The sequence below is a fragment of the Mycolicibacterium smegmatis genome (genome assembly GCF_001457595.1).
Lineage (GTDB): Bacteria > Actinomycetota > Actinomycetes > Mycobacteriales > Mycobacteriaceae > Mycobacterium > Mycobacterium smegmatis.
Map to the genome: position 1 here is coordinate 2,090,920 of NZ_LN831039.1, position 26,206 is coordinate 2,117,125.

General features: G+C 67.5%; 20 protein-coding genes, 1 tRNA gene and 2 pseudogenes. 16 read left to right on the forward strand and 7 right to left on the reverse strand.

The features are described 5' to 3' along the window. Positions 1-69 precede the first annotated feature (69 nt). Complete coding sequence (locus tag AT701_RS09920; protein WP_003893325.1) at positions 70-1,164, forward strand: potassium channel family protein; 1,095 nt, start codon at positions 70-72, stop codon at positions 1,162-1,164. After that, complete coding sequence (gene nudC, locus AT701_RS09925; protein ID WP_058125743.1) at positions 1,161-2,096, forward strand: NAD(+) diphosphatase; 936 nt, start codon at positions 1,161-1,163, stop codon at positions 2,094-2,096. The genes AT701_RS09920 and nudC overlap by 4 nt, the downstream gene beginning before the upstream one ends. Positions 2,097-2,118: 22 nt before the next feature. On the opposite strand, the gene mrx1 is transcribed toward nudC, so the two are convergent. After that, positions 2,119-2,367 carry a mycoredoxin Mrx1 gene (gene mrx1 / locus AT701_RS09930; RefSeq protein WP_011728032.1) on the reverse strand — a complete coding sequence of 83 codons (249 nt, stop codon included), beginning with the start codon at positions 2,365-2,367 and terminating at the stop codon, positions 2,119-2,121. 537 nt (positions 2,368-2,904) lie between these two features. Here mrx1 and AT701_RS09940 point away from each other — a divergent pair. The 5 genes from AT701_RS09940 to whiB7 all read left to right on the forward strand — a co-directional run bounded on the left by AT701_RS09940 (position 2,905) and on the right by whiB7 (position 7,156). Then, entirely contained in the window at positions 2,905-3,474 is a 570-nt protein-coding gene (locus tag AT701_RS09940) for a hypothetical protein (protein ID WP_011728035.1), read from the forward strand. 8 nt (positions 3,475-3,482) lie between these two features. Further along, the gene (locus tag AT701_RS09945; protein WP_029104270.1) at positions 3,483-4,139 is read left to right on the forward strand and encodes a flotillin family protein; all 657 of its coding nucleotides are present in this window, start codon (positions 3,483-3,485) and stop codon (positions 4,137-4,139) included. A 74-nt stretch (positions 4,140-4,213) separates the two neighbouring features. After that, complete coding sequence (locus AT701_RS09950; protein WP_036462428.1) at positions 4,214-6,343, forward strand: ATP-dependent DNA helicase UvrD2; 2,130 nt, start codon at positions 4,214-4,216, stop codon at positions 6,341-6,343. 109 nt (positions 6,344-6,452) lie between these two features. Continuing rightward, the gene (locus AT701_RS09955) at positions 6,453-6,692 is read left to right on the forward strand and encodes a hypothetical protein (RefSeq protein ID WP_058125744.1); all 240 of its coding nucleotides are present in this window, start codon (positions 6,453-6,455) and stop codon (positions 6,690-6,692) included. A 152-nt stretch (positions 6,693-6,844) separates the two neighbouring features. Continuing rightward, on the forward strand, positions 6,845-7,156 hold the full coding sequence (gene whiB7 / locus AT701_RS09960; RefSeq protein ID WP_058125745.1) for a transcriptional regulator WhiB7: 312 nt from the start codon (positions 6,845-6,847) through the stop codon (positions 7,154-7,156). A 100-nt stretch (positions 7,157-7,256) separates the two neighbouring features. Here whiB7 and AT701_RS09965 read toward each other — a convergent pair. After that, a pseudogene (locus AT701_RS09965) lies at positions 7,257-8,147 on the reverse strand (ABC1 kinase family protein); the annotation flags it as partial. A gap of 135 nt (positions 8,148-8,282) precedes the next feature. Between AT701_RS09965 and AT701_RS09970 the strand changes: the two are divergent. Further along, on the forward strand, positions 8,283-9,602 hold the full coding sequence (locus tag AT701_RS09970) for an IS256 family transposase (protein WP_011727856.1): 1,320 nt from the start codon (positions 8,283-8,285) through the stop codon (positions 9,600-9,602). Here the strand turns inward: AT701_RS09970 and AT701_RS09975 are convergent. The 3 genes and pseudogenes from AT701_RS09975 to AT701_RS09985 form a co-directional block, all read right to left on the reverse strand. Further along, positions 9,585-10,088 (reverse strand): annotated as a pseudogene (locus AT701_RS09975) (AarF/UbiB family protein); the annotation flags it as partial. The gene AT701_RS09970 and the pseudogene AT701_RS09975 overlap by 18 nt on opposite strands. A 42-nt stretch (positions 10,089-10,130) precedes the next feature. Next, a complete protein-coding gene (locus AT701_RS09980; RefSeq protein WP_058125746.1) occupies positions 10,131-10,970 on the reverse strand; it encodes a bacteriocin biosynthesis cyclodehydratase domain-containing protein in 840 nt (279 codons plus the stop codon). A 57-nt stretch (positions 10,971-11,027) separates the two neighbouring features. Next, positions 11,028-12,437 (reverse strand): zinc-dependent metalloprotease, encoded by a 1,410-nt coding sequence (locus AT701_RS09985; RefSeq protein WP_011728041.1) that lies wholly within the window; start codon positions 12,435-12,437, stop codon positions 11,028-11,030. Between the two features lie 116 nt (positions 12,438-12,553). Here AT701_RS09985 and AT701_RS09990 point away from each other — a divergent pair, with 116 nt between their 5' ends. The 8 genes from AT701_RS09990 (at position 12,554) to AT701_RS10025 (ending at position 24,233) form a co-directional block, all read left to right on the forward strand. Then, a complete protein-coding gene (locus AT701_RS09990; protein ID WP_003893338.1) occupies positions 12,554-13,582 on the forward strand; it encodes a YlbL family protein in 1,029 nt (342 codons plus the stop codon). Positions 13,583-13,678: 96 nt separating this feature from the next. Then, a complete protein-coding gene (locus AT701_RS09995) occupies positions 13,679-16,690 on the forward strand; it encodes a UPF0182 family protein (RefSeq protein WP_011728043.1) in 3,012 nt (1,003 codons plus the stop codon). 174 nt (positions 16,691-16,864) lie between these two features. After that, positions 16,865-17,392, forward strand: coding sequence for a WXG100 family type VII secretion target (locus tag AT701_RS10000; RefSeq protein ID WP_058125747.1), 528 nt, complete (start codon positions 16,865-16,867; stop codon positions 17,390-17,392). Then, positions 17,385-18,560 (forward strand): type VII secretion target, encoded by a 1,176-nt coding sequence (locus AT701_RS10005; RefSeq protein ID WP_011728045.1) that lies wholly within the window; start codon positions 17,385-17,387, stop codon positions 18,558-18,560. Before AT701_RS10000 ends, AT701_RS10005 begins: the two co-directional genes overlap by 8 nt. Continuing rightward, positions 18,557-19,102, forward strand: a complete 546-nt coding sequence (locus AT701_RS10010; protein ID WP_011728046.1) for a hypothetical protein — start codon at positions 18,557-18,559, stop codon at positions 19,100-19,102. The genes AT701_RS10005 and AT701_RS10010 overlap by 4 nt, the downstream gene beginning before the upstream one ends. A gap of 38 nt (positions 19,103-19,140) precedes the next feature. Next, entirely contained in the window at positions 19,141-22,551 is a 3,411-nt protein-coding gene (locus tag AT701_RS10015) for an ATP-binding protein (protein ID WP_223495482.1), read from the forward strand. Between the two features lie 122 nt (positions 22,552-22,673). Then, positions 22,674-24,074, forward strand: coding sequence for an FAD-binding oxidoreductase (locus AT701_RS10020; RefSeq protein ID WP_058125748.1), 1,401 nt, complete (start codon positions 22,674-22,676; stop codon positions 24,072-24,074). An 85-nt stretch (positions 24,075-24,159) separates the two neighbouring features. Continuing rightward, positions 24,160-24,233: transfer RNA gene (locus AT701_RS10025), tRNA-Met, on the forward strand. Positions 24,234-24,792: 559 nt separating this feature from the next. Here AT701_RS10025 and AT701_RS10030 read toward each other — a convergent pair. Then, complete coding sequence (locus AT701_RS10030) at positions 24,793-25,818, reverse strand: saccharopine dehydrogenase family protein (RefSeq protein WP_223495485.1); 1,026 nt, start codon at positions 25,816-25,818, stop codon at positions 24,793-24,795. Continuing rightward, positions 25,806-26,177: a VOC family protein gene (locus AT701_RS10035; RefSeq protein WP_233032063.1), complete on the reverse strand. Its 372-nt coding sequence runs from the start codon at positions 26,175-26,177 to the stop codon at positions 25,806-25,808. The genes AT701_RS10030 and AT701_RS10035 overlap by 13 nt, the downstream gene beginning before the upstream one ends. Positions 26,178-26,206 lie beyond the last annotated feature (29 nt).

Sequence of the window (26,206 nt, forward strand, 5' to 3'; positions counted from 1 at the left end):
GGTTACATTGTGGCGTGCGACTGCTCGGATCGGTCCAGGCAAACACTGGCCGGCTGTCCTGGATGACTCGTGGCTAAAGGCAGGTTACGGCGCCGCCTGGCCGCCATCGACTCGAATCTGACCTCGCAGCCAGACGCCGCGCTCGTGGATGTGTTGCGGATTCCCGAACCGTTCATCAGCCCGAGCCGCAAGATCGCGATGCGCCTGCTCTACGCGACCGGCGCCCTGTTCGCGGCCGTGTTGATCGTCTACCTGGACCGCCACGGCTACCGCGACATCAACGCCACGCCGGACGAGAACGATCCGCTGTCGTTCTTGGACTGCCTCTACTATGCGACGGTCTCGCTGTCGACGACCGGCTACGGCGACATCACGCCGTACACCGAGTCGGCGCGGCTGGTCAACGTCCTGGTCATCACGCCGTTGCGGGTGGCGTTCCTGATCGTCCTCATCGGCACCACGGTGGAAACGCTGACCACCCAGTCGCGGCAGGCGCTGAAGATCCAGCGATGGAGGAGCAAAGTGCGCAACCACACCGTGGTGATCGGATACGGCACCAAGGGCCGCACGGCCGTGGCGGCCATGGTCGGCGACGATGTCGCACCGGCCGACATCGTCGTCGTCGACGAGAACGCCTCGGCGTTGGAGCGGGCGCGAAGCGCTGGGCTGGTCACCGTGCACGGCGACGCCACGAAGTCCGACATCTTGCGCCTCGCGAGCGCCCAGCACGCCAAGGCGATCATCGTCGCCACCGACGACGACGCGAGCGCTGTGCTGGTGACGCTGACCGCCCGCGAACTGGCCCCCAAGGCCAAGATCATCGCCGCGGCGCGCGAGGCCGAGAACCAGCACCTGCTGCGGCAGTCGGGTGCGGACTCGACGGTGGTGTCCTCGGAGACGGCGGGCCGTCTGCTGGGTATCGCCACGCAGACTCCGAGCGTGGTGGAGATGATGGAAGACCTGCTGACGCCCGACGCCGGCTTCGCGATCGCCGAACGGGAGGTCAGCCCGAAAGAGGAGGGCGGTTCGCCGCGGCACCTGCACGACATCGTGCTCGGGGTCGTGCGCGGCGGCCGCCTGGTGCGCGTCGACGATCCGGAGGTCGACGCGCTGGAGGCCGGCGACCGGCTCCTGTACATCCGCAGTGCGGACGCCGAACGATGAGCGAACACCGCACGTTCGGGCTCCGTAACGTCCCGCTGCTGTCCCGGGTCGGCGCCGATCGCGCCGATACCTTGCGCACCGACGTCGACGCCGCCCTGGCGGGCTGGCCCGACGCGCTGGTGCTACGCGTGGACCGCCGCAACCAGGTGCTCATCGCCAACGGTCAGGTGGTGCTCGGTGAGGCCGGCGCACTCGGAGACCGGCCGCCCGAGCACGCGGTGTTCCTGGGACGTCTGCAGGACGGCAGGCACGTATGGGGTATCCGGGCGGATCTGGAGGCGCCCGAGGATGCCGACCTGGGGACCGAGGTGCTCGACCTGCGCCGGGCCGGGCAGATCTTCGACGACACCAGCGCCCAGTTGGTGGCGACCGCCACGGCGCTGCTCAACTGGCATGACAACGCGCGGCACAGCGCGATCGACGGGGCGCCGACCCGGCCCGCCAAGGGCGGCTGGTCGCGCGTCAACCCGCTGACCGGTCACGAGGAGTTCCCGCGGATCGATCCCGCCGTCATCTGCCTGGTGCACGACGGGCATGACCGGGCGGTGCTGGCCCGTCAGACGCTGTGGCCGGAGCGGTTGTTCTCGATTCTGGCCGGGTTCGTCGAGGCCGGCGAGTCGTTCGAGACGTGCGTGCAACGCGAGATCGCCGAGGAGGTCGGGCTCACGGTCACCGACGTGCAGTACCTCGGCAGCCAGCCGTGGCCGTTCCCGCGCTCGCTCATGGTCGGTTTCCACGCGATCGGCGATCCCGAGCAGCCGTTCTCCTACAACGACGGCGAGATCGCCGAGGCCGCGTGGTTCACCCGCGATGAGATCCGCGCGGCACTCGATCAGGGGGACTGGAACAGCGACTCGCCGTCACGGCTCCTGCTGCCAGGCTCCATCTCGATCGCCCGCGAGATCATCGAATCCTGGGCCGCACTCGACTGAGTGGCCCATTCTCGGGATAAGGTCAGCCGAGCTTGGCCTTGACCTGCTTGATGGTCGGGTTGGTCAGCGTGGATCCGTCGGCGAACTTGACCGTCGGCACCACGTGATTGCCGCCGTTGACCGAACCGACGAACTCGGCTGCTGCGGGATCGCCCTCGATGTCGACCTCGGTGTAGGGGATGCCTTCGGCCTTGAGAGCGGTCTTCAGGCGAGAGCAGTAGCCGCACCATGTGGTGGTGTACATGATGAGTTCGCTGGAAGCAGTAGTCATAGTGTGCACAACGTAACTCAGCCGGGCGGTATGCCTGTGATCAGGTCACGCCATAACGGCCGCGCGGTGTGATGGGAGAGACACGACCACGTCGGGTTGTACCCGTGGCCGGGGACTCCCACGAATCGGACGAATTACGCCTGCGGGTACGGCAATTCGTCGCCGAACAACAACCGGCGGGCACGATCGGGTGTTACGCCGACAGCGCCGGTTGAGACGAGGAGTTGGCCCGCGCGCGACCGCCGGCGCACCGGGCGAAGCCGTGCGGACCGACCGGTCTTCGGCGACTTCGCGGTCGCGGCGGTGCGCCCGTCGTGTCGCCGCACCGGGACGCTCGCCGCACCGATCTCGCGACCGGCGCGCCGGGCTGGGGGCGCTCATCGCCGGCATCTGATCTTGAGGTGCACACGCCGCTGATCTTGAGTGGCGCACGCCACAATGCACGCGGATCGGATTAGCCCGGTCCCATCCGTGGAACCCCTGAGGTCAGATCCGCATGCTCACCACGAGTTGCGGTTGATGCCGAAGGGGGAATGGATGACCCAGCACAGCAAATCCGACCAGGCGCGTAAGAGCTTCATCGACTCGGTGAAGGGCACCGCCAAGGAGGTTGTCGGTGCTGTCACCGGCAACGACTCGCTGACCGCCGAGGGCCAGCTGGAGAAGACGCAGGCCAAGGAACGCAGGGAAGCCGGTCGCGCTGCGGCGGTGGCCGACGCCGAGGCCCGCCAGGCTCGCGCCGAGGAGGCGCAGGCCCAGGCTGATGGCGCACAGAAGCGCGCCGCAGTAGCCGCAGAGGCCGCGGTTGTCGAGAACGACGTGCGCGCCCAGCAGGACGCCCAGAAGCGTGAGGCCGAGGCCGCCGCGCGGCGTGACGCCGAACGTCAGAAGACGCAGGCCGACATCGACGCCCAACGTGAGGTTCAGTTGGCGGACGCAGCGGAACGCTCCGACGTCGCCGTGGCCCGCCAGGAGGCCGCCGAGGCGGCTGCTGATCACCAGGACGCGGTCAAGGAGTCGGCAGACGTGCGGGCCCGGGCCGATCGCATGCGCCAGGAGGCCGACAAATTGACCGAAGAAGCCGACCTGCCCGGCGACGAGAAATAGGAGTGCACATGAGGATCACAGACGTCCCGTTCGCCGTTCTGCGCCTGCAATACCAGGTGGCCAGGCTGCCGCTGCAACTGATCGAGGACCAGGTCATGACGCGCCTGGACCCGGAGACGCCGGCGCGGCTGTTCTACGAGCGCTCGTTCGGCAAGCTCGACGAGACCGTCGGTGGCGCGTTGGGCGCCGTGGACCTGCGTGAGCGGGGCTCCGCGCTCGTCGAGCGCAGCAACGCGCTGCTGCGGGCCATCCAGCTGGAGGCCGAGGCGACCCGCAACACCCGTGAGGCCGACGCGGAACTCCGGGAGGCCCAGGCGGAGGCGGCCGAGGACCTGAAGGACGCTCGCGCCGACCGCGAGCAGAACGTCAAGGAAGCCCGGTCGACGGCGCTGCAGCGCAAGCAGGCCGCCGAACAGGCACGCCAGAAGCGCACCCAGACCGCCAAGGCCAAGACCGACGAAGTGGCCGCCAAGCGCAAGGAGGTCGCCCAGACCGCCAAGCAGCGCAAGGAAGAGGCGATCAACACCGTCGAACAGGCCAAGACCAAGAACGCTCGGGCCAAGCTCGCCGACGCGCAGGAAACCCGCGTCGAGGCGGCCGAGAAGATCGTCGAAGCCGACCAGATCGAGGAGTGGGCCGAGGCCGAGAAGGCCAAACGTTCCTGACCTGACGCTCGCTCAACCGAACACCGACGACCCGAGGTCGTCGGTGTTCGGCCTTGTCGGGCGGTGCTGACATCATGGTCGGCATGCCGTTGGAGGCCCCCAGCCCAACCTTGGAAGATCTGGACGACGAACAGCGGGAAGCGGTGCTGGCTCCCCGCGGGCCGGTCTGTGTGCTGGCCGGGGCCGGTACCGGTAAGACCCGCACCATCACCCGGCGGATCGCGCACCTGGTGGCCGGCGGGCACGTCGCGGCCGGCCAGGTCCTCGCGGTGACGTTCACCGCGCGTGCGGCGGGGGAGATGCGGGCCCGGTTGCGGGCGCTCGGCCAGCAGACCGGGGTCCCGACGGGTGCGGTGCAGGCGGTGACGTTCCACGCGGCCGCACGCAGGCAGCTGCAGTACTTCTGGCCGCGGCTCGTCGGCGACACCGGATGGGAACTGCTCGACAGCAAGTTCTCGGTCGTCGCCCAGGCCGCCAACCGCGCCGGCCTCCAGCCCAGCACCGACGACGTACGCGACCTCGCGGGCGAAATTGAATGGGCCAAGGCATCTTTGATCACCCCCGAGGCGTACGGCGCCGCGGTCGCCAAGGTGGGACGCGACATCCCGCTCGATGCGCAGAAGGTCGCCGCGGTCTACTCCGGCTACGAGGCGCTCAAAGCGCGCCGCGACGGATCGGCCCTGCTCGACTTCGACGATCTGCTGTTGCACACGGCCGCGGCCATCGAGAACGACGCCGCGGTGGCCCAGGAGTTCCGCGACCGGTACCGCTGCTTCGTCGTCGACGAATATCAGGACGTCACGCCGTTGCAGCAGCGCGTGCTCGACGCCTGGCTGGGCGACCGTGACGATCTCACCGTCGTGGGTGACGCCAATCAGACCATCTACTCGTTCACCGGCGCCACGCCGCGCTATCTGTTGGATTTCTCGCGGCGTTTCCCCGACGCGGCGGTGGTGCGTCTCGAACGTGACTACCGCTCCACGCCGCAGGTGGTGTCGCTGGCCAACCGGGTGATCGCGGGTGCGCGTGGGCGGATGGCCGGCAGCAAGCTGCATCTGGTGGGCCAGCGGGACCCGGGCCCCAAGCCGACGTTCAACGAGTACCCCGACGAGGTGGCCGAGGCCAAGGGCGTGGCCAAGGCCATCCAGAAGCTGATCGAAAAAGGCACCGCGCCGGCCGAAATCGCGGTCCTCTACCGCATCAACGCGCAGTCGGAGGTGTACGAGGAGGCGCTCACCGAAGCCGGCATCGCGTTCCAGGTGCGCGGCGGGGAGGGCTTCTTCAGCCGTCAGGAGATCCGTCAAGCCCTCGTCGCGCTGCAACGCGCCGCCGAACGTGAGGTCGAGATCACCGATCTTCCCGTGTTCGTCCGCGAACTGCTGGAACCGCTGGGCCTCACCGCGGAGGCGCCCGCGGGCACCAGGGCGCGGGAGCGGTGGGAGGCGCTGGTCGCGCTCGCCGAACTCGTCGAGGAAGAGGTCGCGCTGCGGCCCGAACTGGATCTGCGCGCGCTGGTCGGCGAACTGCGTCAACGCGCCGACGCGCGGCACCCACCGGTGGTGCAGGGTGTGACTCTCGCGTCGCTGCACGCGGCCAAGGGCCTCGAATGGGACGCGGTGTTCCTCGTCGGTCTGGCCGATGGCACCCTGCCGATCTCGCATGCGCTTTCCCACGGTCCCGACAGTGAACCGGTCGAGGAGGAGCGCAGGCTGCTCTACGTCGGCGTCACCCGCGCACGCGTGCACCTCGCGCTGAGTTGGGCCCTTGCCCGCACCCCCGGTGGGCGGCAGGGGCGGCGGCCCTCGCGGTTCCTCAACGGCATCGCGCCGCAGACGGAGAATTCGTCATCGGGTCCGGACCGGCCGCGTCGGCAGCGGGGACCCGCTCCGCGCTGCCGCATCTGCAACGCGGCACTGTCCACCCCGCAGGCCATCATGCTGCGGCGGTGCGAGACGTGCCCGTCCAATCTCGACGAGGACCTGCTCGCCGAACTCAAGGAATGGCGGTTGCGTGTCTCGAAGGAGATGAAAGTGCCTGCCTACGTGGTGTTCACGGACACCACGCTGATGGCGATCGCCGAGACCCTGCCCACCGACGACGCCGCACTCGTGGCCATCCCGGGCATCGGGGCGCGCAAGCTCGAGCAGTACGGCGAGGACGTCGTGGCGCTCGTGCGGGGACGCGCCAACCGCCACGATTCGTAAAGATCGTGCCAAAACCGCAGGTAGAAAATAGGTTGTGCGATTCAGCTGCTAGGCTCTAGCCTCAGAAAGTCAACTCTGGCAACGAGAAGGTAAGGGGGTGTCCCGCGAAATGATCAGCTACGTCAACTTGAGCGAAGTCGCAGTGGCGGGCATGCCCGGGTTCATTCCTTCCGTTGTACCGGTGGCTGTTTCGTCGGCCCCCATGCCGCATCAGACGCCCGAGCTCGCGCATGCCGCTCACGCCGCCGCTGGTTGGCCGGCCGCCGCTGCCATTGCGCTGCAGCCCAAGCGTCGCCGCACCGCCGCCGCCACCGCGACACGCGCGTCCGTGGATCGGAGCCCCTTCTAGGTAGAGGCTTCACACCAGCCGAAAAGGCCACGGACCCGCAGTCACCCGGATCCGTGGCCATTTTTGTCGGACCCCCCGAGAAATCTGGTCGCAGGATCCATCAGCTCAGACAGATCACCGACAAATTCGACCAGATGCAGGGGGAAATACACATGTCCATTGCGATGACTGCTCCGACCACGGGCGTCGCGCCGATGACATGCGAGACGCGACTGCCGGCGGTGCCGTGCCATGTCGGTGACCCGGATCTGTGGTTCGCCGAGAGCCCCGGCGACCTTGAGCGGGCCAAGGCCCTGTGCGCGGGATGCCCGATCCGTGTGCAGTGCCTGACCGCGGCGCTCGAACGGCAGGAACCGTGGGGTGTCTGGGGTGGCGAAATTCTCGACCGCGGAAGCATTGTCGCGCGCAAGCGTCCGCGCGGGCGTCCGCGTAAGGATTCCGGCGGCAACCCTGCCGCCGCCTGATCGACCGCCCCGTCAACGGAAACGGCACCGAGTGCTTGCGCGCTCGGTGCCGTGACTGTGCTTGCCGCCCAGTGGTTCTGGGCGGAATCTGGGGATTCCGCTACGCGGCTTCCTCGGCGAAACCTGGAACCAGTTCGGTGGCAATGGCTTTCACCGGAACGTGCGCGTCGAGCTGGCAGCAGATGGCGACCGTGGAGGCGATCACACGCAGCGGGATCGCGAGGTTGGCCGGCAGGTCGAGGCTGCGCGCCATCTTGATCTGCGCGACGGAGTTGTCCATCTGGCTTGCCGCCATCTTCTGCAGCCACTTGCGGTTGTAGTGGAAGACGTCGACCTTGATGGGATCGACGTACTGGCGCAGCATGTCCTCGACCTCTTCGATCGAGACCTCCTGCCCCTTCTGCAAGAAGCCCGCACGTTCCATCGTCGGCAGGAGCTCGTCGTAGTTCTTGTCCCGCGCCAGCCGGATGGTCTCACCGAGCGAGGTGGGGAATCCACCGGGAAGCGGGGCGACCGCACCGAAGTCGATGACACCCATGCGCCCGTCGGGCAGCAGCATGAAGTTTCCGGGGTGCGCGTCGCCGTGCATCATCTCCAGGCGCGCCGGCGCGCCGAACGTCAGCTCGGTCAGCCGGGTGCCCATCAGGTCACGCTGCTCGGGGGTGCCCTCGCGGATGATGACCGACATCGGGATGCCTTCCATCCATTCGGAGATCACCACCTTGGGCGCGCTGGCGATGATCGCGGGCACCGCGAAGTGCGGGTCGTTGCGGTAGGCCTTGGCGAACGCACGCTGGTTGTCTGCCTCCAGCCGGTAGTCCAGTTCCATCTCGGTGCGCTCGGTCAGTTCGTCGACCACACCTTGGATGTCGGCACCGGGCGCGAGCTGCTTGAACACGCCGACCAGCCGCTGGATGGTCTTGAGGTCTGCGCGCAGTGCCTCGTCGGCGCCGGGGTACTGGATCTTGACGGCGACCTCACGCCCGTCGGAGAGCAATGATCAATACCTGTGGATGAGCCTCGGTGTGGGGGCGTGAAGATGGGCGCACCTTCCCGGGGATGATCTTCACGGAATCAGGTATTCGATCAAGACCGGCGTTGGCGCGCTGGTTGGGAAGGTACGCCCATGCTCACCGTAGTTCACGACACCGAGGACGCCAACGACAAGGCCAGCGGTGCTGGTCGGTCGTTGTTGGATGAGATCGTCCGCGACGGGGCCCGGCAGATGCTGGCCGCGGCGTTGCAGGCCGAGGTCGCCGCCTACGTGGCGCAGTTCGCCGATCAACTCGACGAGAACGGTCACCGGTTGGTGGTGCGAAACGGCTATCACCAGCCCCGGGAGGTGCTGACCGCCGCCGGCGCGGTGCAGGTGAAAGCGCCGCGGGTCAACGACCGCCGTGTCGACCCCGACACCGGTGAACGCAAGCGGTTCTCCTCGGCGATCCTGCCGGCCTGGGCGCGCAAGTCGCCGCAGATGAGCGAGGTACTGCCGCTGCTGTACCTGCACGGCCTGTCGAGCAACGATTTCACCCCTGCCCTCGAGCAGTTCCTCGGCTCCGGCGCTGGGCTGTCGGCCAGCACGATCACCCGGCTCACGGCGCAGTGGCAAGACGAGGCCCGCGCGTTTGGGGCCCGCGACCTCTCGGCCACTGATTACGTGTATCTGTGGGTCGACGGCATTCACCTCAAGGTGCGGCTGGACCAGGAAAAGCTCTGTCTGCTGGTGATGCTGGGCGTGCGTGCTGATGGCCGCAAGGAGCTCGTGGCGATCACCGACGGCTACCGCGAGTCGGCCGAGTCGTGGGCCGATCTGTTGCGCGACTGCAAGCGCCGCGGCATGACCGCCCCCGTACTCGCGATCGGCGATGGCGCGCTCGGGTTCTGGAAAGCAGTCCGCGAGGTTTTCCCGGCCACCAAAGAGCAGCGGTGCTGGTTTCATAAGCAGGCCAATGTTCTTGCTGCACTGCCGAAATCAGCGCACCCGTCGGCGCTGGCGGCGATCAAGGAGATCTACAACGCCGAGGATATCGACAAGGCCCAGATCGCGGTCAAGGCCTTCGAGGCCGACTTCGGCGCGAAGTATCCCAAGGCGGTCGCTAAGATCACCGACGACCTCGATGTGCTGCTGGAATTCTACAAGTATCCGGCCGAACATTGGATTCATCTGCGAACGACGAATCCGATCGAATCCACCTTTGCCACAGTGCGTTTGAGGACCAAGGTCACCAAGGGGCCCGGATCACGAGCGGCCGGACTAGCGATGGCCTACAAGCTCATCGACGCCGCCGCGGCCCGCTGGCGTGCCGTCAACGCCCCACACCTGGTCGCCCTGGTCCGCGCCGGCGCGGTCTTCCATAAAGGCAGACTGCTCGAACGACCCACCGACATCACCCCGCCAACATCGCCCTCAGACGGCGGTCAGCACGCCGGAACGGAGGTCGCCTGAAACACCCCGATCCACAGGTATTGACAATTCCTCCCCGTCGGACCAGATGCCCTTGTGTACCTGGCCGATGCTGGCCGAGGCCACCGGCTTGTCGTCGAACGACGAGAACCGGTCGCGCCACTTGGTGCCCAGCTGCGCGTCAAGCACGCGGTGCACCTTGGCCGCAGGAAGTGGGGGAGCGTCCTTCTGGAGTTTGGTGAGTGCCTCGCGGTACGGCTTGCCGTACTGCTCGGGGATGGCGGCCTCCATCACCGACAGCGCCTGGCCGACCTTCATCGCGCCGCCTTTGAGTTCGCCGAGGACGGTGAACAGTTGCTGAGCAGCCTTGTCCATCAGCTCGGCAGTGACTTCATCCTTCGACTTGCCGGTAAGGCGTTTGCCAAAGCCAAGTGCAGCCCGGCCGGCCATGCCGCCGGCGAGCCCGGCGAGCTTCGCGTTGCGAGCTACGCTTCCCCGTTTGATGTCAGACACCAGACCATCATCCACGACTCGGCCGAATACCCCGCAACCAACTGGCAACACTTGTTTTCAACATTGGCAATCCGGGTGCCGTGACCAGCGGCGGAAGCTCATCGAGTAGCCGTCGGCGGTCAGTTCGAGCGTGGTGTCCAGGGTCGCGGGCGGCTCCGGGGGATCGTCTGGCCCGGCGGTGCCGTTGACCGCGCGGATCACCAGCTCGACCTGCCGCAGCGCGAGCGCTGCGGTGGCCAGGATGGTGGCGCGGCTGGCGCTGCCGACGGTCCCGCGTAGCTGCGCCGCGAGCGCGGGCCACGCGGCATCACGGTCGGCACGGTGCAGGTCGGCGCAGTGCAGACAGCTGGTGACGCCCGGGATCACCAGCGGGCCCACCAGTCCGGTCCCGTCGCGCACGCGCACCGGTAGGTGTGCGATGCGGCCGCGGTGCAGTTCCCGCACGATGCGGGGTTCGGTGACCAGCTCGTCGGCCAGCACCACCAGGTCGGTGCCGGGTCGCGGGGTCGCGTAGGACTCGGCGGTGTGCTGAAGCCGCGCACCCGAGCGGCGCAGGGAGCCGGCCAGCAGTTCCGACAGCGGTCCGCGTCCGTGGATGCGGATGGTCGCGGTACGCGCGGGCCTGCCCGATCGGCGCACCAGGACCCCGGCGGAGTCCAAGGCGGCGAGGACGTCATCGACAAGTGCCGGGTCCCCGAATTGCTCGGTGGCCGAGCGCAGTTGCTCGATGCTGCGACCGGTCTGCAGGGCGTGCAGCAGATCGGTCAGCTGGGTGGGCGTCATCCCGTCGGGTGGCCGCACACGGACCGCGGTGCGCGGATCCCACCCGATCTGCACCGCGCCGTCGGGCCGCAGCAGCACCGGACGATCGGGAGTGAGCGTGAACCGTGCGGTCATTGATCGACCCTGCCACGGTTCGAAGGCCTCGGATCTCAGTTATCCACAGGCAAGTGATCAGGACTTGTCGTCCCCGGCGCCCTCGGTGCCGCTGTCGCCCTCTTGCGGCGGGTCGTTCTTCTGCAGGTCGGCGATCGCCTGGTCGATGGCGTCGTCGATCCCGCTCGTGTCGCCGCCGATCATGCGGTCGATGAACCCGGCCGGCTCGTCGAGATCGGACGCGCTGGGCAGCAGGTCCGGGTGCTGCCACACGCTGTCACGCGCGTCGGCGCCGACGGCCTCGGTCAGCCGCTCCCACAGCACGGCGGCCTCGCGCATCTTGCGGGGACGCAGTTCCAGCCCGACGAGCGTGGCGAAGGTCTGCTCGGCCGGTCCGCCGGTGGCGCGCCGGCGACGCATGGTCTCGGCCATCGCCGACGTCCCGGGAATGCGCTCACCCAGCGCGCCGGAGACGACGGTCTGCACCCAGCCCTCGACGAGCGCCAGCAGCGTCTCGAGGCGTTCGAGCGCGGCCTCCTGCTCCGGGGTGGCCTTGGGTTCGAAGATGCCCTGGTTGAGCAGCTGCTCCATCTCCGACGGGTCGCTCAGCGACGCCGGGTTGAAGCCGCGTGCGAAGTCCTCGATGCCGGACATGTCGACCTTCATGCCTTTGGCGAAGGCCTCGACCGCACCCAGCAGCTGGCTCGACAGCCACGGGACGTGGCTGAACAGGCGGTGGTGTGCGGCCTCGCGCGCCGCGAGGAACGTCAGGATCTCGCTGCGGGGACGCTCGAGTCCCTCGGCGAACGCCTCGATGGCCTCCGGCAGCAGCGCCGCGACGCCCTTGGGGCCCAACGGAAGCCCGATGTCGGTGGAGGTCAGCACCTCTCGCGAGAGCTTGCCCAGCGCCTGACCCAGCTGTGAGCCGAACGCCATGCCGCCCATCTGCGACATCATCGCCAGCAGCGGGCCCGCCATGGCCTTGGCCTCTTCGGGCAGCGCCGCGGTCCACATCGTCGACACCTGCTCGGCGACCGGGTCGCACAACCGCTTCCAGGTCTCCATGGTGTTGTCCAGCCAATCGCTGGGCGTCCAGGCCACGGTGCGGGTGGTCCCGGCGGGCAGCGGGGTCACACCGTCCAGCCACGTCTCGGCGAGCCGGACGGCGTCGGCCACCGCACCCGCGGTCTTCTCGGGCACCGGTGCGACGAACCCGATCGAGCTGTTGGCGAGTTGGCGGGCCAGGTCGTAGTTGACGGGGCCGGACTGTTTGCCGCCGGCCATCGCACTGCCGGCTCCGCTGAACATCTCACCGAGCTTGGTGAAGATCTGCCCGAGGTCGCCCATGTCGAAGCCGGCTCCGCCCATGCCCAAGCCGAACGGGTCCGACCCGGGGTTGCCGGAGCCGGAACCGGAGTCCGGGTCCTTCTTGTTCTTGTCTCGGTCCGGGTCGTCCCCGGCGGAGAAGCCGAAGGGCAGGTCAGCCATACCTGCAACCGTACTCATGACATCGAAGCCGCGTACGGGGGCGGGTCACGCTGTCAGTGAACACCGTGAGGAGCACGGTCAGCCACCATTGCGGCGCAGGCCTTACTGTGAACGGCGTGAACAGGCGGATTTTGACGCTGCTGGTTGCGTTGGTGCCGGTCGTGGCGTTCGGCGTGCTGCTGTCGGTGGTGCAGGTGCCCTTCGTTTCCCTGGGCCCCGGTCCGACGTTCAACACCCTCGGCGAGATCGACGGCAAACAGGTCGTCGACATCGAGGGGCCCGATGCGACGGTCCACCCCACGTCGGGGCATCTCAACATGACCACGGTGTCCCAGCGCGACGGCCTGACCCTGGGCCAGGCGATCACGCTGTGGATGTCCGGCCGCGAACAGCTCGTGCCGCGCGACCTGGTGTACCCGCCGGACAAGTCCAAGGACGAAATCGACGAGGCGAACACCGCCGACTTCAAGAACTCCGAGGACAGTGCCGAGTACGCCGCGCTGTCCTTTCTCAAGTACCCCATGGCGGTGACGGTGCAGAACGTCACCGACCCCGGCCCGTCGGCGGGCAAGCTGCAGGACGGCGACGCCATCGACGGCGTCAACGGCAAGCCCGTGGCCAACCTCGACGAGTTCCAGGCGCTGCTCAAGGAGACCAAGCCCGGCGACAAGCTCGTCATCGACTACCGCCGCAAGAACGCCCCGCCGGGGGAGGCCACCATCACCCTCGGCGACAACCCTGACCGCGACTACGGCTATCTGGGCATCGCGGTGCTCGACGCGCCGTGGGCGCCGTTCGACATCGAGTTCAACCTCGCCAACATCGGCGGCCCGTCGGCGGGCCTGATGTTCAGCCTCGCCGTCGTCGACAAACTGACCACCGGCGATCTCAACGACGGCAAGTTCATCGCGGGCACCGGCACCATCAGCGGTGACGGCAAGGTCGGCTCCATCGGCGGCATCACCCACAAGATGCTGGCGGCCAGCGAGGCCGGAGCCGAGGTGTTCCTGGTGCCCGCCGACAACTGCACCGAGGCCCGCTCGGCGCCGCGGGACGGCCTCGAGCTGGTGAAGGTCGAGACCCTTGAAGGGGCCGTCGACGCGCTCAAGACGATTTCCGCTGGTGGCGAACCTCCACGGTGCTGAGCCGCCGATCACAGCCCAATGACTAGAGTTGTACGAAATCGGGCGTCACACCTGGGCAGCCCCGAAAATCGCCGAACCTGAGACTGGAGTTGACGAGTGGGTATGCGGCCGACGGCAAGGATGCCGAAGCTGACGCGACGTAGTCGGGTCTTGATTGCTTTCGCGCTGGTGGCGGTGTTGCTGTTGCTGCTCGGGCCGCGGCTGATCGACACCTACGTCGACTGGCTGTGGTTCGGCGAACTCGGCTACCGCTCGGTGTTCACCACGGTGCTGGCCACCCGCCTGATCGTGTTCGTGGTCGTGGCGCTGGCGATCGGAGCCATCGTGTTCGCCGGTCTGGCACTGGCGTACCGGACCCGGCCGGTGTTCGTGCCGACCGCCGGCCCCAACGACCCGGTGGCGCGCTACCGCACGACGGTGATGGCGCGCCTGCGGCTGTTCGGTATCGGCGTCCCGGTGTTCATCGGGCTGCTGGCAGGCATCGTCGCGCAGAGCTACTGGGTGAAGATCCAGTTGTTCCTGCACGGCGGCGATTTCGGTATCACCGACCCCGAATTCGGCAAGGACCTCGGGTTCTACGCGTTCGATCTGCCGTTCTACCGTCTGGTGCTGACGTACCTGTTCGTGGCGACGTTCCTGGCGTTCGTCGCGAACCTGTTGGGGCACTACCTTTTCGGCGGTATCCGTCTGACCGGGCGGGTCGGCGCGCTCAGCCGCGCCGCGCGCATCCAGTTGATCAGCCTCGCGGGCACGCTCATCGTGCTCAAGGCGTTCGCGTACTGGCTGGACCGCTACGAACTGCTCAGCAACGATCGCTCGGCCAAGCCGTTCACGGGCGCGGGCTACACCGACATCAACGCCGTACTGCCGGCCAAGCTGATCATGCTCGCGATCGCGGTGATCTGCGCCGTGGCCGTGTTCTCCGCACTCGTGCTGCGGGACTTGCGCATTCCGGCCATCGGCGTGGCGTTGCTGCTGCTCAGCTCGCTGGTGGTGGGCGCGGGTTGGCCGCTGATCGTCGAGCAGTTCAGCGTCAAGCCCAACGCCGCGCAGAAGGAAGCCGAGTACATCAGCCGCAGTATCGAGGCGACCCGGCACGCCTACGGGCTCACCGATGAGACGGTGACCTACCGCAACTACGAGAACACCGGCCAGACCACCGCGGCTCAGGTCGCCGCCGACCGGGCGACCACGTCGAACATCCGACTGCTCGACCCCACGATCGTCAGCCCCGCGTTCACCCAGTTCCAGCAGGGCAAGAACTTCTACTACTTCCCGGATCAGCTGTCCATCGACCGCTACATCGGCCCGGACGGCAACCTGCGCGATTACGTGGTGGCCGCGCGTGAACTCAACCCGGACCGGTTGATCGACAACCAGCGCGACTGGATCAACCGCCACACCGTGTACACCCACGGCAACGGGTTCATCGCCTCACCGGCCAACACCGTGCGCGGTGTCGCCAACGACCCCAACCAGAACGGTGGTTACCCCGAGTTCCTCGCCAGCGTGGTCGGCGCGAACGGCAGCGTGATCTCGCCCGGACCGGCCCCGCTGGACCAGCCGCGCATCTACTTCGGCCCGGTCATCTCGAACACGCCCGCGGACTACGCGATCGTCGGCAAGACCGGTGACACCGACCGCGAGTACGACTACGAGACCAACACCGAGACCAAGAACTACACCTACGGCGGCAAGGGCGGTGTGCCGATCGGCAACTGGCTCAACCGCAGCGTGTTCGCCGCGAAGTTCGCCGAGCGGAACTTCCTGTTCTCCAACGTGATCGGCGAGAACAGCAAGATCCTGTTCAATCGCGACCCCGCCGAGCGCGTCGAGGCCGTCGCGCCGTGGCTGACCACAGACACCAGCGTGTATCCGGCCATCGTCAACAAGCGAATGGTGTGGATCGTCGACGGCTACACCACGCTGGACAACTACCCGTACTCGGAGTTGACGACGCTGTCGAGCGCGACCGCCGACTCCAACGAGGTGGCCGTCAACCGGTTGGCGCCGGACAAGAAGGTGTCCTACATCCGCAACTCGGTGAAGGCCACCGTCGACGCCTACGACGGCACGGTCACGCTGTACGCGCAGGACGAGAACGATCCCGTGCTCAAGGCGTGGATGGACGTGTTCCCCGGAACGGTGAAGCCCAAAGCCGACATCACCCCGGAACTGCAGGCGCACCTGCGTTACCCCGAGGACCTGTTCAAGGTGCAGCGGGCCCTGCTCGCCAAGTACCACGTGGACAACCCCGTGACGTTCTTCTCGGCGCAGGACTTCTGGGACGTGCCGCTGGATCCGAACCCGACGGCCAGCAGCTTCCAGCCGCCGTACTACATCGTCGCGAAAGACCTTGTGAAGAACGACAACTCGGCGTCGTTCCAGCTGACCAGTGCGCTGAACCGCTTCCAGCGCGACTTCCTGGCGGCCTATGTCAGTGCGAGCTCGGACCCCGAGACCTACGGCAAGCTCACGGTGCTGACCATCCCCGGTCAGGTCAACGGTCCCAAGCTGGCGTTCAACGCGATCAGTACCGACACCGCGGTCAGCCAGGACCTGGGTGTGATCGGTCGTGACAACCAGAACCGCATCCGCTGGGGCAACCTGCTCACGCTGCCGGTGGCCGACGGTGGCCTGCTCTACGTCGCACCGGTTTACGCCTCGCCGGGGTCCAGCGACGCCGCGTCGTCGTACCCGCGCCTCATCCGCGTGGCGATGCTGTACAACGACCGCGTCGGTTACGGTCCGACGGTCAGCGACGCCCTGACCGAACTGTTCGGTCCGGGCGCCGGTGCCACCGCCACCGATGTCGCACCGGCAGAGGGTAGGCCGGCGCAGTCCACACCGAACGGGCAGCAGCCTGCCGCGTCACCGCCGCCTGCCGCCAATGCCGACGGCCGTCCGGCGCAGGCTCCGCCGCCTCCGTCGGCGGCAACGCCGACCGGGCCCGTGCAGATCTCGCAGGCCAAGGCCGAAGCGCTGCAGGACCTGGAGTCGGCACTCACGGCCGCGCAGGAGGCCCAGCGCAGCGGTGACTTCGCCGAGTACGGTCAGGCGTTGCAGCGTCTGAACGACGCGATGAAGAAGTACGACTCCGCGAAGTAGCTCTTCTCGCGAGAAGACACAAACCTGCCCTTTTCCACGCGAAAAGCGGCAGGTTTGTGTCTTTTCGCCCCTCAAAACGGGTTCGCCCGTCTCGGATATTGGTGCGCCATCGGGGCCCTCCGGTGGGTGAGAATTGACCGATACTCACTGACGGGCGGATTGGGGGAGTCGCTGATGGCAGTGACGATCTCGCAGGTGCTCGCCAGCCGCCCTGCGCAACTGGCAGCAGCCGCCGCCGAGGTGGGCGCGGCGGCGAATGACCTCGGCAACCAGATCGCCCGTGAGCGCTTGCAGCTGACCAGGTTGGCTTCGGACTGGCGCGGCAGTGCGTCCGACACCGCACAGACACACGCCAACGAGATGTTCGGCGATCAGGAGCTCTACCGCGACCGGCTCACGTCCCTGCAGACGGCGATGGCTTCCGGTGGCGCAACGCTCGACGGCATCCGCACCTGGTTGTCGCAGCTGGTCTCGAGTCCGGAGGCGGACCTGTTCGACATCTCCGACGACGGCCGTGTCGCCCTGGGCTGGCGGCTGAAATTGCTTGTCGCGGCCTATCCCGTGCTGGCGATGAAATGGGGGATGCGGCGCCTGGCGCTGCAGACCGCCATCCAGACCGTATTGGCCGAATTCGACGCGGCGGACAAGGCGACGGCCGACAAGATGAACCGGATCCAGCAGGGGCTCGTGGGACATGGGTGACCCGACTCTCGACGTCGACGAGCAGACCATGCGCGACACCGCGTCGGTGTTCGACGAAACGGGCCGCGGTGTCAGCGGCAATCAGGCCGGACCGGCCATTTCCGGTGCGGCCGGGGCGATGCCCGCACTGGCGGTCGGCGCGGCGTGCGGGACAGTCGGGTTCGCCCTCACCGAGCAGGCGAAGCAGCTGGGGAGTGATGTGACGGTGTACGCGCAGAAGCTGCGGGTGGCCGCCGACCGCTACGAGCGCGGTGATGAGGAGGCGGCCGAACGGATCGATTTCGCCGGGACAGCAGAGCTGCCCGACGCCGGCGAGCATCCCCCGGTGAGTGATTACGAGCAGGCGCTGCGTGATGCCGGGCTCCTCACCGGCCCGGTGGTACCCGGATCCAGATACGCCCAGTGGCTTGAGAATGCGTCCAAGAACGGCGTGGCGCCGCAGACCATCGTCGACATCGCTCGCACACACAACATCACGCCGCAATCGTTCGACGTGCTCAACGGTCTGCAGGAGGTCAAGGACGAAGACGGCAAATCGTTCTTCATCCTGCCGTCCGGCACCAGCAAGGAAGACGCGAAGAAAGCGGTGGTGATGACCTACATCCTCAACGCCGGAACCGACTACGAAGCCGCCGAGGCCGGACGTGACGGAGTATTGGGCACCGCAGATGATGTCCAGAACGATTTCGAGGAAACGCCCTACTCGGCCGCCGAGGTGCAGCGCATCATCGATCGGCAGAACGCGAACTCCTGGAGTTACGACCAGATTTTCGACAAGGGCGGCGGGGGATCATTGGCGACGACACCCAACGGCATGCTGATGGGGCTGGGAGGGCCGGTGATGGACACGATCGGTGTCCACGGCGGGACGACGTACGGTGACGTGTTCGTGGTCAACATCGACGGGTCCGAGGATCCGGCAGAGCAGCTGACAACGATCATCGAATCAGGCTCCAACTGGTACATGCGCGACGACGGTCAGTTGGTCCAGGGCCGCCTCGACCTGGATCGTCTGTTGCATCACGAGGAGCGTCATTCCCAGCAGTGGGCGCAGAAGGGATTCGTCCGGATGGCAAGGGATTACGGGCTGGGCGCGCTCATCGAAAAGCGGACGGGTGTGAATCCGCTGGAACGCGACGCCGGCTTGTCGGACGGGGGTTACGCGTGAGGTTCTGGCTGGCCGTGTTGTCGGCACTGGTGCTGGCCGTGGGCCTTGTGGCGTGTGATACCGATGACGACGGATGGAATCCGGAAGCGCAGTTCGCCCCGGTGAAGCGTCCGGCGTTCGGTGCCCGGGAGACCGACGGCAAGCTGGTGATCTGGGTGCCGCCGGGTTGTGTCGGGGTGTGGTCGGTGAAGCTCATGTTCGGGCTGAGTGGGCCGGATCTGGTGTTGACCCCCACGGTCGGCACGGTGTCGTTTGACCGGTTCACCGTGGGCGGTCCGTACCCTCCGGGGATGGCCGTGACGAAAGCTCCTCCGCCCGATTTCGATTGGCGCACAGTCGATACGCTGCACCTCGATGTCGGGACTACTCCGGGAGGTTTTCCATCGACCTCGGTCGTGGCCGACATCGTCGAGAGTTCGGGTGATCACCCGGACAATACGTTCTTCTTCGACGGGGTCGGTTGGCTCGATCCCGAAGGGGTCGCTGCGCGGATAGGCAACGACTTCGAGGGCGTGTGCACCCCGCAGGAGACGCGAGGATAATGCTCGTCGTAGCGGGCACGGGCATTTAAGCTGCGTCGGTGCACTATCGCTTGCTCGGACCACTGCAGGTGGTGCATTCCGGCACGCCGGTCGACATCGGTGCCCCGAAACAACGGGCAGTCCTGGCGATGCTGTTGCTGGCACAGGGCCGCGTCGTGTCGGTCGATCGTCTGATTGACGCAGTGTGGGGTGATGATCCACCGGCGAGCGCCACCGCCAGCCTGCAGGCCTACATCTCCAATCTGCGACGTGCGCTGCGTGACGGGTCCGACACCGCGCAGGTGGCGTCGCCGATCGTGCGTCAGCCGCCCGGGTACTACCTCGACGCACCCGCCGACGCCGTGGATCTGGCGCAGTTCACCGCAGGCTGTCAGCAGGCCGCGCAGGCTGTCGAGGAACAGCGCTGGGTCGATGCGCTGACCGCCGCCGATGAGGCGCTCGCGCTGTGGCGCGGTCCGTTCCTCGATGACCTGCGTGACGAGCAGTGGGTCCACGAGGACGCCGCCCGCGCCGGCGAGTTGCGCAGCGAGTGCGTGGACCACCGCATCACCGCGCTGCTGGCCCTCGGGCGGGTTTCGACGGCGCTGGCCGCCGTCACGCAACTGCGTTCGGCCGAACCGCTTTCCGACCGTGCCTGCTGGTTGCACATGCTGACGCTGTATCGCGCGGGCCGCGCCCCGGAGGCCCTTGACGCCTACACCCGCCATGCGCAGATGCTCGACAACGTACTGGGACTGGTCCCGGGCGCCGAACTGCGCGAGTTGCAGACCGCGATCCTGCGCCAGGCGCCCGAACTCGCCGCGTGGCCCAGGTCCCCGGAGTGGACCGGTGCCGAGGAGGTGCACACCCCCGCCCCGCCGCACCCGCCCGTGCCCGAACCGGGCGCCCAGCGTGGTTTGCTCATCGGGCGCAAGCGTGAACTCGCCGTCGCCACCGACCTTCTGGCCGACGTGGCGGCGGGGGAGACGCGGTGGCTGGTGCTCTCGGGGCCACCAGGTATCGGCAAGACCAGGCTCGCCGAGGAGATCACCGACGGGTGCGACGCCGAGGTCGTGTGGGTGTCCTGCCCGGACGAACGGTCGACGCCACCGTGGTGGCCCATGCGACAACTCGTGCGCGCGTTGGGCGCCGACGCCGACGAGGTGCTGGAGGTGCCGCCCCACGCCGACCCTGACACCGCGCGTTTCCAGGTGTACGAGCGTGTGCAGGCCCTGCTGGAATCGACGGGCCGGCCCGCGGTCGTGGTGATCGATGATGTGCAATGGGCGGATTCGACCTCGGCCAGTTGCCTCGCCTACATCGCCGGCGCACTGCGGGACCATCCGGTCGCGATCGTGCTCACCGTACGCGACGTCGACCACACCGCCGAGGTCGCGCGTCTGCTGGCGACCGTCGCACGTGGCGACGGCAACCGTCACCTGGCGCTCTCGTCGTTGTCGACCGATGATGTTGCGGCACTGGCGAATCAGATTTCCGAGGACGTCGTCGACCACGCCGAGGCACAGATACTGGCCGAACGCACCGGTGGCAACCCGTTCTTCGTATCCGAATACGCGCGCCTGCCCCGTGCCGAACGCGGTGAGATCCCCGTGGCCGTGAAATCGGTGCTCGACCGGCGCCTCGCCGGGCTCGATCCGGGGGTGCTCGCGGTACTGCGGGTCGCCGCGGTGATCGGCGACCCGATCGACGCCGACGTGGTTCCCGTGCTGGCGCGGGTCGCCAAGATCGACTTCGACACGCTCGCAGACCATCTGGATGCCGCGGCCGACGAGCGCATCGTGGTCAACGCGCACACCGGCGATGGCTACACGTTCGCCCATGGACTGTTGCGTGACCACCTGATGGCCGGCCTGCCCGCGCTGCGTCGGCAGCGCCTGCATGCCCAGGTGGCCGAGGTGTTGGCGGGCAACCCGTCCGACGACGCGATCACCCGCCGGGCCCAGCATCTGGTTGCGGCCCAACCGTTGGTCGACCCCGTCGAGGTGGTCGCCGCGTGCCGTCTGGCCGCGGAGGCGGCCACCCAACGGTGGAGTTCGGACATCGCGGCGGGATGGTGGCAGGCCGCGCTCGACGCCTACGACCGGGTGCCGGTCGCGTCGCGCAGTGAAACCGAGCGCGACGCGCTGACTGTGGCGATGCTGGAAGCACATTCACGCGCCGGGCGGGGCCGCACGGTGCTGGGTTACGTCGAACGTCACCTCACCGAGGCATTGCGCAATGAACGCGCCGACACCGCGGGTCTGGTCGCCAGCGTGCTGTTGCGGTCCAGTGGTGGATGGCCGTGGCTGGCCCCCGGCGATGATCCGGGTGCACTGCTGACGTTGTTGCAGCGCGCCGCGGAGATGGCTGCCGAGCACCCGGCGGCCGGAGCGCGTGTGTTGGCAGCACTGGGCGTCGGGTGCTGCTATCACCCCGATCCCGGGGTGGCCGCAGGCCACCTCGACCGCGCCGAGCGCCTCGCCGAACGCACCGAGGATCCCGATGTGCTCGCCGACGTGTTGATGGGCCGGCTCATCACCTATTCGGGTGTCAACGAACGCAGTCACGAGATCTTCGAATGGGTCGCGCGGCTTGAGGTGTTGCAGCACAGCAGGTCCCGTGAGGATTCGGTGATCGCCCACTCGGTGGCGACGATGTCGGCAATGCTGCTGGCCGACACCGAGCTGACCGAGCGCCACCTCAGGGCCGGGGTGGTGGGCAGCGAAGAGCTGCAGCTACCGGTTCTGCGTGCCCAATTGCGGTGGATGGAAGCGGTATTGGCGACGTGGCGCGGTGACTTCGACGAGGCGCAGCGCCACCACTCGATCGCGGCGCACGTGCACGAGCAGACCGAACTCTACGGCGCGGGAAGCGGTCTGCTGGCCGAGGTGACCCTGCTGCGTGAGATCGGCGGCCCCGTCCCGGCCGGGTTCGGGGTCACACCTGCCGATGTCGAGCGAGGCGGGCAGGGGATGGAGGCCATGGTGCATGTCGCCCTGCTGACCATCGAGCGCGGCCCACGCGCCGCGGCCGCCACGCGATTGGACAACTGGGTCAACACCGACCGCGGACAGATCTGGACCAACCTCGGCGAGGCGGCCTGGATGGCCCATCTGGCGGTCGACTACGGGCTGGGCGAGTACGCCGAGCCGCTGCTGGCGGTCCTGCAGCCGTTCACCGATCGCATCGCGGTGATCGGACAGGTGGGGCACGCCGGGCCGGTGGCGCTCGCCACCGCCAGACTGCACGCGCTGCGCGGTGATCGCGCCCGGGCACTCGAAGATCTGGCCAAAGCCGAGGACGTCGCGCGTCGTACCGGTGCCAGGCCCACACTGCTGCGCTGTGCGCTGCTGGCCTGCGAGCTCGCCGAGGACGGGGCGGCCCGGCGCCAAGCCGCCGCCAAGCTTGCCGCCGACGCCGAGGCGATGGGCATGCACGGGATCGCCGCGCAGGCCCGTGCATTGTCCTGAGCTGCCGTTTTACCGGTTCGGCACGAGCTTGGTCTCGCCGCCAAGGGATTGCCAAGTGGTCGCGGTGATGCTGATCCAGGCTCAACCGCGTCAACACTTTCGTGAACCCTGGAAGGACTCCGATGACCCTGACCGACCTCCCGAACGGCACCGAGGGCCTTGCCGACGCCCTCGACGGGCTGCGCGCACATGTCGTGGCCCCTGTGGCGCTGCCGGGTGAAGCCGGGTACGAGCGCGCCACGCCCTGGAATGTCGCCGCGGAGGTGAAGCCCGCCGCGGTGGTGCTGGCCACCTCGGCCTACGACGTCGCCAATACCGTGCGGTACGCGGCGTCGCGGGGACTGCGGGTGACCGTGCAGGCCACCGGCCACGGCGCGCTGAAGGTCACCGACGACACCATTCTGATCGTCACCTCGGGCATGACCGGTTGCACGGTCGACCCGTCGACGCGCACGGCCCGCGTGCAGGCCGGCGCCAGATGGCAGCACGTCATCGATGCGGCCGCTCCGCATGGCCTGGCGCCCTTGTGCGGATCGTCACCCAACGTGGGTGTCGTCGGGTACCTCACCGGTGGCGGGGTCGGCCCGCTGGTGCGCACCGTGGGGCTCTCGTCAGACCACGTGCGCTCCTTCGAGTTGGTCACCGGCAAAGGAGAGTTGCTGCGTGCGACGCCGGAGGAGAACGCCGAGCTGTTCTGGGGTCTGCGTGGCGGCAAGGCGACCTTGGGAATCGTCACCTCGGTGGAGATCGACCTGCCGCCCATCCCTGAGTTCTACGGCGGCGCGGTCATTTTCGACGGTGCCGACGCCTCATCCGTGCTGTATGCGTGGCGGACCTGGTGTGTGACACTGCCCGAGAGCGTCAACACGTCCGTTTCCCTGCAGAACCTACCGCCGCTTCCCGGGGTACCCGAGCCGTTGGCGGGCAAGCTGACGGTCGCGGTGCGCTACACCGCCATCGGCGATTTCGCCCGCGCCGAGCGTCTGCTGGCGCCCATGCGTGCGGTGGCCACGCCGGTGCTCGACACCATCGCCGTACACCCCTACGCCGCCATCGGCGGTGTCCACATGGATCCCGTGGATCCCATGCCGTGCAACGAGACCCACACCCTGCTGCGGGAACTGCCCTCGGAGGCAGTCGATGTCCTGCTCGCGGCCGCAGGCCCCGACACCCCGCCCGTGCAGACGATCGTCGAAATACGGCTGTTCGGTGGGGCTCTGGCGCGTGAGCCCCGGCACCGCAGCGCCTTCTGCCACCGTGACGCGGCCTTCGGCGTCACCGCCATCGGCGTCCTGGTGCCCCCGGTGGCCGATGTGGTGCGCTCGCACGGCGCGGCGCTCGTCGACGCGATGGCGCCGTGGTCGACCGGTGGGCAGCTCCCCAATTTCGCACCGTCCGACGACGCGGGCCGTGCATCGCGGGTGTACGACGAGGACACCCTGCACTGGCTTGCCGCGCTCGCCGAACGCCACGATCCCGCCGGGGTGTACCGGTGCGGTCAGGTGGTGCGGTTCGTGTCCTGAACCCGGCGTGGTTCGCCGCAAAAACCGCCGTTGACCAGACGATTTGGAACTGCGCGCAGGGCCCGGGTAACCTCGTATTCACCAACGCGGGGTGGAGCAGCTCGGTAGCTCGCTGGGCTCATAACCCAGAGGTCGCAGGTTCGAATCCTGTCCCCGCTACTAAGTCAGTGGTCTTCGACCACTGGAAATGGCCGCCAGTGCAAACTGGCGGCCATTTTGTTTGTGAACGTTGTGAACGGATTTGGGAACGAAGCAAGCTCATTGCGCGGCTTGCATGGCCGTCTCGGATCTATGCCATTGGTCGGTGCGGTGCAAACAAGCTCTCGTGGGACTTCGATGGCTAGGTCATTCGACCGGGTGGTAATAGCCCCAGGTGTTTCATCCCGGGAGATCGAGTTGCCGTTCTGGGTACAGCGTTCGCGATAGGAAAGTCGAACTGCACGTGACGAGAACCGCCCCGGTCTTGGCGTTTGCCGTCCGCGGCCAGAGCGGTCCGGCAGAAGCCATCTCGGTCGCGCGACAACTGCACCTGTCGCAGTTGAGGACGCGAGGCTTCATGGTCGGCGAGCAATGTTGCTTCTCAAGTTAGATGCCCTTTTCTCACTCAAATGTCCAATTGCACATTTGAGTGAGAACTGCGTCAGTGCTCACCGCCATCGATACGGCTGGCAAGCTGATCATTAGCCCATTGGTGGCGACCGTACGGTGGGCAGCCGGCCTATCGGGCGGGAACCGAGGCGCCCGCTTGAAGGTCCGTGATTCGGGTGTCGGCGATGGTCTCGGCAAAGGAAGTGCCGAACAACGCTGCGGGAGTGTGGAATCCGGGTTGATGTTCACCGCGGAGAACTCGTCCTGCGGCCTCGGCGGCGGCCAGGGGGGTGAAGGTGTAGCCGTTCACCGTGTCGAGGACCGAGCGCGCCACCGCGCCGTCCGCTCCGGTGACTTCCACGGCGGCGTGGTAGCGGTCGGCCGTCCGCTGCTCGGCTGAGGGGCCTTCGGGAAGGGTAGCTATGTCACCTTGCGGGAAGGCATGTCCAGAGACGTACACGAAGGTATCGATGTTGGGGATGCCCGTGGCCCGCCAGATAGTCATTAGGTCGGGGAGTGTTGTCGCAGAGCATGATGTCGGTCCGCACCCAAAGTCGAAGTCGCGTCGGTCGTCGGGGTTGCGGGGCACCAGTTGACCGTCGAGTCGTTGTAGGCAGTCGGTAGTGAGATTTTCGGTCGCGCTGAGGGCAGAGCCCCGTGACATTGATCCGGCGACATGCAGCGCGATGTGCACGTGCTGGGGGTTGTTGACAAGCTGTGCGGCGTGGCCGGCCAGGCAGCCGAGCATGGCCACGCTGCCACCACTTCCGGGAAGCAACAAGACGCCGGCGTCGCGGGCCGTCGAATCGAGTTTCTCAGCGAGGTGGTAGCTGTCGAGTTCGGCTGCAACGTCGAGGTAGTGGGTGTGTGCGCGGATCGCAGCTTCCATGAGTGGTTTAGCGGTTCGCATGAACGGCCCGGCGCAGTTGAGGACGACGGTGATGTCTGACAGCGCAGTCTCCACGGCAGCGTCGTCATCGAGGTCGAACGTTCGATGGTCGGCCCCGAGTTCATGGGCCAGTGCTGCCAGGCGGGTGCGGTTTCGCCCGCCCAGGACGAGATCGAGTCCGGCTGCTGCGGCGTGTTCGGCGGCCATTCGCCCGGTATAGCCGGTGGCTCCGTAGATCATCAGGGTGGGCATGGTCAGTGCTGCCAACTCTTGTAGACGAATTCGAGGCTGTAGCCGTCGGGGTCGAGGACATTGGCGGCGTAGTAACGGGGGTCGTAGTGCAGCCGTGCCCCGGGCGCGCCGTTGTCGGTGGCTCCGGCGGCGATGGCGGCGCGGTAGGTGCCGTCGACCTGGGCGGTGCTGTCGGCCACGAAGCCGACATGGGTGGACCGGCCCTCTGCGACACCGGCGCGTAGCCAGAAGATCATCCGGCCGTGGGCGCCGAAACCTTTGAGGTCGGGATGGCCTGGCGGGCCGTCGTTTCCGTCGTAGTCCAGGCGGGTGGTGATGCCCAGCGGCGCCAGGGTGGCGGTGTAGAAGGCGATGGAGCGATCGAGATCGCTCACCGACAGGAAGATGTGGTCCAGCATGGTGG